The organism is Providencia sp. PROV255 (genome assembly GCF_028478065.1).
GTDB lineage: Bacteria > Pseudomonadota > Gammaproteobacteria > Enterobacterales > Enterobacteriaceae > Providencia > Providencia rettgeri.
On sequence record NZ_JAMPMI010000002.1, the window covers coordinates 1 to 10,012 of the forward strand.

General features: G+C 42.6%; 11 protein-coding genes. 2 read left to right on the plus strand and 9 right to left on the minus strand.

All coding sequences use genetic code 11. The annotated features are described in order from the left end of the window. Positions 1-42: 42 nt before the first annotated feature. The 5 genes from livF to PR725_RS01385 all read right to left on the minus strand — a co-directional run bounded on the left by livF (position 43) and on the right by PR725_RS01385 (position 4,926). Positions 43-744, minus strand: coding sequence for a high-affinity branched-chain amino acid ABC transporter ATP-binding protein LivF (livF, locus tag PR725_RS01365; RefSeq protein ID WP_004258508.1), 702 nt, complete (start codon positions 742-744; stop codon positions 43-45). Beyond that, the gene (gene livG / locus PR725_RS01370) at positions 744-1,523 is read right to left on the minus strand and encodes a high-affinity branched-chain amino acid ABC transporter ATP-binding protein LivG (protein WP_004908162.1); all 780 of its coding nucleotides are present in this window, start codon (positions 1,521-1,523) and stop codon (positions 744-746) included. The genes livF and livG overlap by 1 nt, the downstream gene beginning before the upstream one ends. After that, positions 1,520-2,791, minus strand: coding sequence for a high-affinity branched-chain amino acid ABC transporter permease LivM (locus PR725_RS01375; protein ID WP_109911662.1), 1,272 nt, complete (start codon positions 2,789-2,791; stop codon positions 1,520-1,522). Before PR725_RS01375 ends, livG begins: the two co-directional genes overlap by 4 nt. Beyond that, positions 2,788-3,714 carry a high-affinity branched-chain amino acid ABC transporter permease LivH gene (gene livH, locus PR725_RS01380; protein ID WP_109911661.1) on the minus strand — a complete coding sequence of 309 codons (927 nt, stop codon included), beginning with the start codon at positions 3,712-3,714 and terminating at the stop codon, positions 2,788-2,790. The genes PR725_RS01375 and livH overlap by 4 nt, the downstream gene beginning before the upstream one ends. A 102-nt stretch (positions 3,715-3,816) precedes the next feature. Further along, positions 3,817-4,926 (minus strand): branched-chain amino acid ABC transporter substrate-binding protein, encoded by a 1,110-nt coding sequence (locus PR725_RS01385; protein WP_004908157.1) that lies wholly within the window; start codon positions 4,924-4,926, stop codon positions 3,817-3,819. Positions 4,927-5,305: 379 nt separating this feature from the next. Here PR725_RS01385 and panM point away from each other — a divergent pair, with 379 nt between their 5' ends. Both panM and gloA2 read left to right on the plus strand, forming a co-directional pair. Continuing rightward, positions 5,306-5,710 carry an aspartate 1-decarboxylase autocleavage activator PanM gene (panM, locus tag PR725_RS01390; RefSeq protein WP_123382261.1) on the plus strand — a complete coding sequence of 135 codons (405 nt, stop codon included), beginning with the start codon at positions 5,306-5,308 and terminating at the stop codon, positions 5,708-5,710. Further along, a complete protein-coding gene (gloA2, locus tag PR725_RS01395) occupies positions 5,707-6,093 on the plus strand; it encodes an SMU1112c/YaeR family gloxylase I-like metalloprotein (RefSeq protein ID WP_004908154.1) in 387 nt (128 codons plus the stop codon). Before panM ends, gloA2 begins: the two co-directional genes overlap by 4 nt. Positions 6,094-6,202: 109 nt before the next feature. Here the strand turns inward: gloA2 and rpoH are convergent, their stop codons facing one another. The 4 genes from rpoH to ftsY all read right to left on the minus strand — a co-directional run. After that, positions 6,203-7,081 carry an RNA polymerase sigma factor RpoH gene (gene rpoH, locus PR725_RS01400; protein WP_004908152.1) on the minus strand — a complete coding sequence of 293 codons (879 nt, stop codon included), beginning with the start codon at positions 7,079-7,081 and terminating at the stop codon, positions 6,203-6,205. A 257-nt stretch (positions 7,082-7,338) separates the two neighbouring features. Beyond that, positions 7,339-8,316 carry a permease-like cell division protein FtsX gene (ftsX, locus tag PR725_RS01405; RefSeq protein ID WP_109911659.1) on the minus strand — a complete coding sequence of 326 codons (978 nt, stop codon included), beginning with the start codon at positions 8,314-8,316 and terminating at the stop codon, positions 7,339-7,341. Next, positions 8,309-8,974, minus strand: coding sequence for a cell division ATP-binding protein FtsE (gene ftsE / locus PR725_RS01410; protein WP_004908148.1), 666 nt, complete (start codon positions 8,972-8,974; stop codon positions 8,309-8,311). The genes ftsX and ftsE overlap by 8 nt, the downstream gene beginning before the upstream one ends. Positions 8,975-8,980: 6 nt before the next feature. Next, positions 8,981-10,012 (minus strand): signal recognition particle-docking protein FtsY (ftsY, locus tag PR725_RS01415; RefSeq protein WP_272517678.1); only part of this gene is annotated, 1,032 nt, incomplete at its 5' end.

A 10,012-nucleotide genomic window follows, 5' to 3' on the forward strand; every position in this document is an offset into this window, starting at 1 on the left:
AATGAAGCCAACAACGCCACAGCGTGAAGGATGACTAAAATTTTAGCCGCCTAGATAGGCGCTTCGTACTGCCTCATTCGCTAGCAACGCTTTGCCACTATCTTCCAACACAATATGCCCATTTTCCAACACATAACCACGGTCTGCGAGTTTCAACGCTTGGTTGGCGTTTTGTTCGACAAGGAAAATTGTCATTCCTTCTTCGCGTAGCTGCTGAATCGTATCAAAAATTTGCATAATGATAATGGGAGCAAGGCCTAAGGATGGCTCATCAAGTAAGAGTAACTCTGGCTGGCTCATTAAAGCACGGCCTATCGCTAGCATTTGTTGCTCACCGCCAGACATCGTTCCTGAACGCTGGCTTCGACGCTCATACAACCTTGGAAATAGCTTATAAACTCGCTCAATACGTTCTTGGTACTGTTGGCGATCGGCAAAAAAGCCCCCCATTGCGAGGTTTTCTTCCACTGTCATACGAGAAAATACACGTCGCCCTTCAGGTACTAATGCAATATCTTCACGCATAATTTTCGAGGTGGGCAATTGGGTGATATCCACACCTCGGTAGATGACCTGGCCTTCCGATGCACGTGGATCGCCACAAAGCGTACTGAGCAAGGTGGTTTTCCCTGCACCATTTGCTCCAATTAAGGTCACAATTTCACCTTTTTGGATATTCAAACTAATTTCATGTAGTGCTTGAATTTTTCCATAATGGGTAGAAACTTTTTTAAACTCTAGCATCAGTAAGCTTCCCCCAAATAGGCTTTTATCACATCAGGATGTTGACGGATCTCACTCGGTGTCCCATTCGCTAATGGCGTTCCTTGATTCACGACATAAATGCGATCTGAAATTCCCATGACTAATTTCATATCATGTTCAATTAAGAGAATTGAAACATTATGATGAGCTCGTAACTCAGCAATCAAGTCATCCAAGTCATTGGTTTCTTTAGGGTTAAGACCTGCTGCTGGTTCATCTAACATTAATATTTCAGGGCGAGTGACCATACAGCGAGCAATTTCTAACCGACGCTGCTGCCCATAGGCTAAATTACCCGCTTGTCGATTGGCAAAGGGGAGTAAATCAACACGCTCAAGCCATTTTACCGCATTATCAAGCGCTTCAGCTTCTGCCCGACGAAACGCAGGGGTTTTCAATAGCCCAGAAAAAATGCCACTTTTTAAATGTTGATGTTGCGCCACAAGTAAATTTTCAATCACCGTCATTTCTTTAAATAACCGCACATGCTGAAATGTTCGGATGACGCCAAGGCGAGCAATAGACTGCCCTGTCAGCCCTTCAAGGTGTTTTTCACGATATAAAATCGTGCCGCTGGTCGGCTTATAAAACCCCGTTAAACAGTTAAAAATGGTGGTTTTACCCGCCCCATTCGGGCCAATCAGTGAAACTATTTCCCCTTGATTAATGGTTAACTCAACATTGTTGACGGCAAGTAACCCACCAAAACGCATTGTTAAGCCATTAACTTGTAGCAAAGGCGTTGTTATATGGCTCATACGCCCTCCCCTTCAGGGACTTTTTTCACCTGCATTTGACGACGTTTCATCGGTAATAGGCCTTGTGGTCGCCAGATCATCATCAGCACCATCAATGCCCCTAATAACAGCATGCTGTATTGGTTAAGGTCACGCATCATTTCCCGTGATACGACTAAGATAATTGCGGCTAAAATCACGGAAGTTTGTGAGCCCATTCCCCCTAAAACGACGATGGCTAACACAAATGCCGACTCCACAAAGGTAAAAGATTCTGGGCTGATAAAGCCTTGTCGTGCGGCAAATAACGTCCCTGCAAATCCCGCAAAGGCCGCACTAATAGTAAATGCGGTTAATTTTATTCGAGTTGGGCTTAGCCCTAATGAGCGACAGGCAATTTCATCTTCGCGTAATGCTTCCCATGCACGACCTAATGGCATACGCAGTAAGCGATTGATAACAAATAAAGTTAAGACTACTAATAACAAGGCGACAAAATACAGGAAAATAATACGGTCACCAGGGCTGTAATCTAAGCCAAAAAAGTTATGGAAGGTATCCCAGCCATCTTTAGCGGTACGGCTAAATTCCAAACCAAAGAAAGTCGGTTTCGGTAATTGACTGATCCCATTTGGCCCGCCAGTGATTTCGGTATTATTCAGTAATAAAATACGAACAATTTCCCCAAAGCCGAGCGTCACTATTGCAAGATAGTCCCCCCGCAACCTTAGAACAGGGAATCCCAATAAAAAACCGGCTAACGCAGCGGTTAACCCTGCAATCGGTAAACTTTCCCAGAAACCAAAACCATAGTAATGATTTAATAAACCAAAAGTATAAGCACCAATGGCATAAAAGCCGGCATACCCAAGAACCAGTAACCCAGATAACCCAACAACCACATTTAACCCTAAGCCTAACATCACATAAATTAATGTCAGGGTGGCAATATCCACGCTTCCGCGAGAAACAATAAACGGCCAAATAATTGCGGCAATAATAATTACAGCTGCAAGAATCTTTTGCTTGGCTGTCGAACCATCAAAATCAGGGATCGCCCACGCCTTTTTAGGAACTCCTTGCCATACTTTATTTAATGTCGGACGAACCAACTGGTAAACAAAGATGACAATAATACCCGCAATGATCCAGTTCCAACGTACAGAATCCCCAACCGTAACAACCAGTTTTGTGCCATCAAGAGCGAGCTGCAACCCCATCATGAACAGAGCCAATACGAAAAAAGTCACTGAAGCCACAATGGCATTAATCCAATTTTCTTTTCTCATACTTTTTCGACCTCCGGGCGTCCCAGAATGCCGGTTGGCATGATTAACAACACACCAATCAATAAACCAAATGACACAACATCTTTATATTCTGTACTTAAATATGCAGAGGTCATCGCTTCTGCAACACCTAAGATTAAACCACCTAACATGGCGCCGGGAATACTCCCAATTCCCCCTAATACCGCCGCAGTAAATGCTTTCATTCCTGCCATAAAACCAATATAGGGGTTAATCACACCATAAAATTGCCCCAATAGCACACCAGCCACAGCAGCCATTGCAGCACCGATAACAAAGGTCAATGAAATGACGCGATCGGTATTAATGCCTAATAAGCTAGCCATTTTAAGATCTTCTGCACAAGCTCGGCAGGCTCTTCCCATTTTTGAATAGCGAATAAATAGCGTCAAAGCTAACATCGCAAGCACGGTAACCACCCAGATGGTCAATTGCATCTTAGTCACCGTGGCTTCAAAACCATCGCTTTCACCGAGAACCCATTGCCCTGTAATCAAACTGGGTAGGGCTAAATCACGCGAACCTTGTGACAAACTGACATAGTTTTGCAGGAAAATAGACATTCCGATCGCAGAGATCAATGCAATCAATCGCTTAGAATGACGGACCGGCCGATAAGCAACCCGTTCAATACTCCAACCATAGGCACTAGAGACCACAATTGCCGCAATGAAGGCCGCAGCAACAAGGAGCCAACCGATATCAATCCCAAGCATCATTAAGCCTGCGATCACAATAAAAGAGACATAGCTACCAATCATGTACACTTCGCCGTGGGCGAAGTTAATCATCCCAATGATGCCATACACCATCGTATAGCCGATAGCTATCAGTGCATAAGTGCTACCGAGGGTTAAACCATTCAGAAGTTGCTGAATAAAATACAGAATTTGATCTGACATAAGACTATCCTTTCGAACTACTTGTCCTCTATAGAGAACAGAAGCCGGAAGCAAGTGACTTACTTCCGGTTCTTATTCACTATGCTGGAACACTGCTGAGTACTATTTTACAGAGGTGGAAGTCCCATCTTTGTGCCACTCAAATACACCAAACTCAAACCCTTTCAGGTCACCGTTTGGCTGCCAGCTTAATGTTCCCATGACAGTTTCGACCGGATTTGCTTTCAGGTCTTTCACTAAATCTTCAGGCTCAATACTGCCAGTACGCTCCATTGCCGTCGTTAAACCTTGGATAGCAGCATAAGTTGTCCAAACAAATGGCCCTGTTGGGTCTTCTTTCTTCGCTTTGATGGCATCAACAATTGGTTGGTTAGTCGCAACTTGGTCGTAACGTTTTGGTAAAGTTACCAACATGCCCTCAGAGGCATCACCTGCAATATTTGATAATGAAGAGTTACCGACGCCTTCAGGCCCCATAAAGCGAATATTCAAGCCAGCTTGCTTCGCTTGGCGTAAAATTTGCCCCATCTCTGGGTAATATCCCCCAAAGTAAACAAAATCAACATTCTCTTTCTTCAATTTTGCCACTAAAGCGGAAAAGTCTTTGTCACCCGCCGTTACCCCTTCAAACATCACTTCTTTAACGCCAGCTTTATTGAGGCTTTCACGTACAGAACGGGCTAAACCTTCCCCATATTGTTGTTTGTCATGCACAACAGCAATACGAGTTGGTTTGATATCTTCCATAATAAACTTAGCTGCAGTGGGTCCTTGGTCCGAATCCAAACCGGTTGTACGCAGAACCATTTGATAACCACGTGTGGTTAAATCCGCATTAGTTGCAGCTGGGGTGATCATAATGACACCTTCATCCTCATAAATATCGGATGCCGGCTGTGTTGAAGAGGAACATAAATGCCCAATAACATGGCGGATACCATCGTTAATCACTTTATTTGCCACCGCAACCGCTTGTTTCGGGTCACAGGCATCGTCATATTCTACTGCCACTAATGTGTTTCCATTAATGCCACCTTTAGCATTAATATCTGCGATCGCTTGGCGTGCCCCTGTAAATTCCATATCACCATATTGAGCTACAGGCCCTGACATCGCGCCAACAACCGCTATTTTAATTTCCTTTGCCCATCCTGCTGAACTGAATGCCATCGCAATACAGCCCGCTAATAATGCTTTATTCATATTCTTCATTTTATCGTCCCCGTCTTCGTGGTTCTGAGTGTTTGTGTTTGATTTGTAGTAGATTATTATAGTTGACAGGTAAAATGCCTGAGATTTCAAAATACAGCGAATAAGGCTATATATTTCATAACATTAAACAAGATAATTATGCTAAATAGCAAATGTATATGGCAGGTTTTTACATTAGAAGCAGAATAAAAAACTGATGTGTTAAAGTAGGTTTTTTGTAAATACTAGTGTTATATTCGGGTTAAATTTAAATTAATCCGAGTGAAATTCGGAAAATTCAGTATCACCAAATTTTTCTCTCTAAAATCAAAAAATCGGTTGTAGATCACTCTGGCAGGATGAGTGACTGCAACTCTTACAGGGAAACAAACAAAATATCATGAGACTTACTATTATCCCGCTGGTCAATCCTACTGAGCAACAATATCTGGACTTACATAAAATCTGGCCTGACCAGAGTCCTTTTGAACTAGCCAAAATGTGCAAAGCAGGTGACTTATTCTATGCCGCCCGTTTTAATGAACGCCTTCTTGGAGCTGCAAAAATTACGGTGGATCATAACACTGCCACTTTGCAGGATTTTTGCGTACGAGAGGTCACTCGCCGACGCGGTGTTGGCTCATATTTATTAGAAGAAATTTGCCAAGCTATTCCTGACATTACACTATGGAAATTTGATATTAGCGGGGTAGCCCTACAAGAAAAAGAAGCGGTGCGGCTATTCTTGGCTGCTAATGGCTTCAATACCACCGCACAACCTGATATATGGGGAAAAACAGCATGAAGTTAAATAAAATTCATCATGTTGCTATTATTGCATCCAATTTTGAGGTCAGTAAGGATTTTTATTGCCGTATTTTGGGGTTAAATCTACTTGAAGAACATTTCCGCCCAGAAAATAATTCATGGAAAGCGGATTTAGCCTTTGGTGAACATTACCAAATTGAATTATTCAGTTTTGTTAATCCGCCAGCAAGGTTGAGTTATCCTGAAGCCACAGGGCTGCGCCATTTAGCCTTCAGTGTTGATGATTTAGATAAATGGGTAGCTTATTTAACTGAGCAAGGTGTGGCTTGTGAGGCCATACGCATCGACCCCTATACCCAAAAGCGTTTTACATTTTTCACAGATCCCGATGGCTTACCGCTAGAGTTATACGGTGATTAATTGAACAATAAAAAATGTAAAAGTAGAAATGATTATCTGCATTTATCCACCTCTTAACGGGTAATAAATGCAGATAATTTTAGTGAACAACGAATTGGCCAGTCATAAATTACATTTCGCTATCTTCGTCTTCTTCCATCGCCAAACGTAACTTCTTCATTGCGTTCTTTTCAAGCTGACGAACACGCTCTGCAGAAACACCGTATTTATCAGCGAGTTCTTGCAACGTCGTTTTGTTGTCATCGTCTAACCAACGAGCTCGGATGATATCCTGACTGCGCTCGTCCAAAGAATCCAACGCATCTGCTAAGCGGTCAGTTGCATGGCTTTCCCAGTTATCATCTTCAATTGAACCGGCAAAGTCTGATGCTTTGTCTTGTAAGTATAAGACTGGGGCTACAGGGCCACCAAAATCACTGCTGTCATCGTCATCTGACATATCAAATGCCATGTCTTGTGCAGCCATACGTGATTCCATTTCACGCACATCTTTAGTACTTACCCCTAACTCTTGGGCAACCATATCAACTTCGTCCTGGTTAAACCAACCAAGACGCTTTTTATTCTTTCTTAAGTTAAAGAATAGCTTACGTTGCGATTTTGTTGTCGCGACTTTGACAATACGCCAGTTACGTAAAACATATTCATGAATTTCAGCTTTGATCCAGTGAACCGCAAAGGAAACAAGACGAACGCCAACCTCAGGATTGAAACGACGCACCGCTTTCATCAGGCCGATATTACCTTCCTGAATTAAGTCAGCTTGTGGTAAACCATACCCTGCATAACTACGAGCAACATGAATAACAAAGCGCAAGTGCGATAAGATCAGTTGCTTTGCAGCATCCAGATCACCATGGTAATGCAGCCGTTCAGCAAGTTCCTTTTCTTCCTCAGCGGTGAGCATCGGGTAAGCATTAGCAGCCCGAACATAGGCTTCAATACTTCCTTGTGGAACAAGAGCTAATGATTGCATGTCTTTGGTCATTCAGATCCTCAATAAAATAATAGGAAACAGATTAGTTTGTATTGATAACCGCATTGGTTAGCCATGAGGTAAACATTTTTAGTCTACCAGTTTAACCGCGTTAAATAAATTATATACAAAATTTGTTAACAGTAGGTCAATGTAGGACAAAACAATTCAGACTAAGTTCATTTTTAACGAAAATTTGCAATAGAATCAAAGAGTCATGATATAATCAAATCATGACTCTTGAATAAAAATGATGAAAAAACAACATATTACTCAGGTGTAAAGTGTCGTAAATGTTGAAGTGTTGCCAACCATGCCGCTATCCAACCAACCATAGCGGATAACAGTAGAATCAATAAAGACTCTTCCCATAACAGTCCTTCAATCTGAAATTGCGTACCAAATACACTGGCTACTTTTGCCACACCGTCCGCTAACTGCCAAACAAGTAGAAAGGTCATAATTAGGGAAATAATGGCACCTAATGCACCCAATACAAGGCCACCATTTAAAAATGGCCTCATGATAAACCCATCAGTAGCACCAATTAACTTCATCACATTAATCGTATCGCGGCGAGCAAAAATATTGAGCCGTACGCTATTACCTATCACAAGGAATAGTGACACAATCATTAAAACCCCAATGACAGAAGCGACTTTCCCAACCAAACCCGTTAGTGCAGCTAACCGCGCAAACCAGCTATCATCCATGCGAACTTCTTCAATGCCATCGACTTGGCTGACTCTATCACGCAGTGTTGTTAATACATTAGAACCTTCAAAATCAATTTTAGGCGTAATTATTGCGACTGCAGGCAGTGGGTTTTCCTCTAGCATATCGAGTGCAGTACTAAAACCGGACCAACTGCGAAACTCACTCATGGCTTGGTCACGTGAAAGGTAATTCACATGGTCAACCCCATCAAGAGCCTGCAGTTGTGTTACTACATTTTGCCCACCTTGTTCATCAAGAGATTTATCAAGATAAACAGTGAGTTGTGGTGTTGGATACCATTGCTCCGCGGCTTGCGAAACGTTTTTCCACACAATATAACAAAGGCTCGGTAATGTGAGTGAAATCGCAATAACCATGATAGTCAAAAAGGTGGCCAAAGGCTGTCTTAGCATGTCAGCGAGCGCATTCAACCACGAGTAACGCCACTGCTCTTTCCAACCGCCTTTTAATGCTTTACTTTTCGATTGCTTGGCTCGTTCCGGCTTGCTTTTACGGACATTCTTAGCCATGTTGACCTCCAAGCATACGACCTTCACTCAATGTAAGAACACGGCAGTTACGACGCTCAATCAATGCAATATCATGGGTCGCCATTAAAACGGTCACCCCTACACGATTGAATTCTTCGAATAAACGCATGATTCCTTCAGACAATTCACCATCAAGGTTACCTGTTGGTTCATCCGCTAATAACATCGTTGGTTTATTCACCACCGCTCGGGCAATACCGACACGTTGTTGCTCCCCACCAGATAACTGAATTGGGAAGTTTTTCGCTTTGTCCAATAACCCAACTTTATCCAATGCAGCGGAAACTCGCCGACGAATATCCTCGGTACTAGCACCAGAAATGATTAGCGGCATTGAGACATTGTCATATACCGTTCGATCAAATAACAGGTGGTGATCTTGAAAAATCATCCCGATCTGCCGGCGCAGAAACGGGATCTCTCGATTTTTCAAGCGGCTGATATCATGACCATTGAATAAAATATGACCCGCACTTGGGCGTTCAATTCCACAAATCAGTTTAAGTAATGTACTTTTACCTGCGCCTGAGTGGCCTGTTAGAAATGCCATTTCTCCAGGTTGAAGATGAAAATCAACCCCTTGGAGTGCTTGGCGGCCACCGCGATAAGCTTTACTAACGTGTTCAAAGCGAATCATCGAAAATTATTCCTCTCGGGCAAATAGAGCCTCGATAAAGTCATCTGCTTTAAATGGACGTAAATCTTCAATACCCTCACCAATACCAATATAACGAATTGGAATACCAAATTGGTCGGCAATAGAGAAAATTACGCCACCTTTTGCTGTGCCATCGAGCTTAGTCAATGTTATACCTGTTAAACCGACCGCATCATCAAAAAGTTTTGCCTGACTTACCGCATTTTGTCCAGTACTTGCATCTAGCGTTAACATAATTTCATGGGGAGCATTTTCATCGAGTTTTTTCATCACCCGGACAATTTTTTTCAACTCTTCCATCAAGTGCGATTTATTTTGTAAGCGCCCAGCGGTATCTGCAATTAAAACATCAACCCCTTTCGCCTGCGCTGATTGAATCGCATCAAAAATAACCGATGCAGGATCTGCGCCAGTATGTTGAGCGACCACAGGGATCTTATTGCGCTCTCCCCATACTTGAAGTTGCTCAACGGCTGCTGCACGGAAAGTATCCCCCGCGGCTAACATGACGCTTTTCCCTTCCGACTGATATTGACGTGCTAATTTACCAATTGTTGTCGTTTTCCCGACCCCGTTAACACCAACCATAAGAATAACATAGGGTTTTTTGTCTTCAATCACGAGTGGTTTATCCACTTTCGCTAAAATATCAGACATTTCCTCACGCAATTTGCCATATAACACTTCTGCATCCTTGAGTTCTTTACGGCTCGCATGTGCCGTTAAGTTATCAATGATTTTGCGAGTGGTATCAACCCCGACATCAGCAATCAATAGCTGCTCTTCAAGCTCTTCAAATAAGTCATCATCAATTTTTTTACCTGAAAACAGCCCAAAAAAACCTGAACCTAAATTCTGGCGAGTTTTTAATAACCCTTTCTTTAGCCTAGCAAAGAAACCTTCTTTTTTAGGTTTTTCTTGCTCTGTTGGTAAATTATTTTTTTCTTCTTCTAAACGTAAGCGCTCAGCTTCAGCTTCTTCCTCTGCAATTCTCGCATCTTCGGCGGCTTGTTCTTC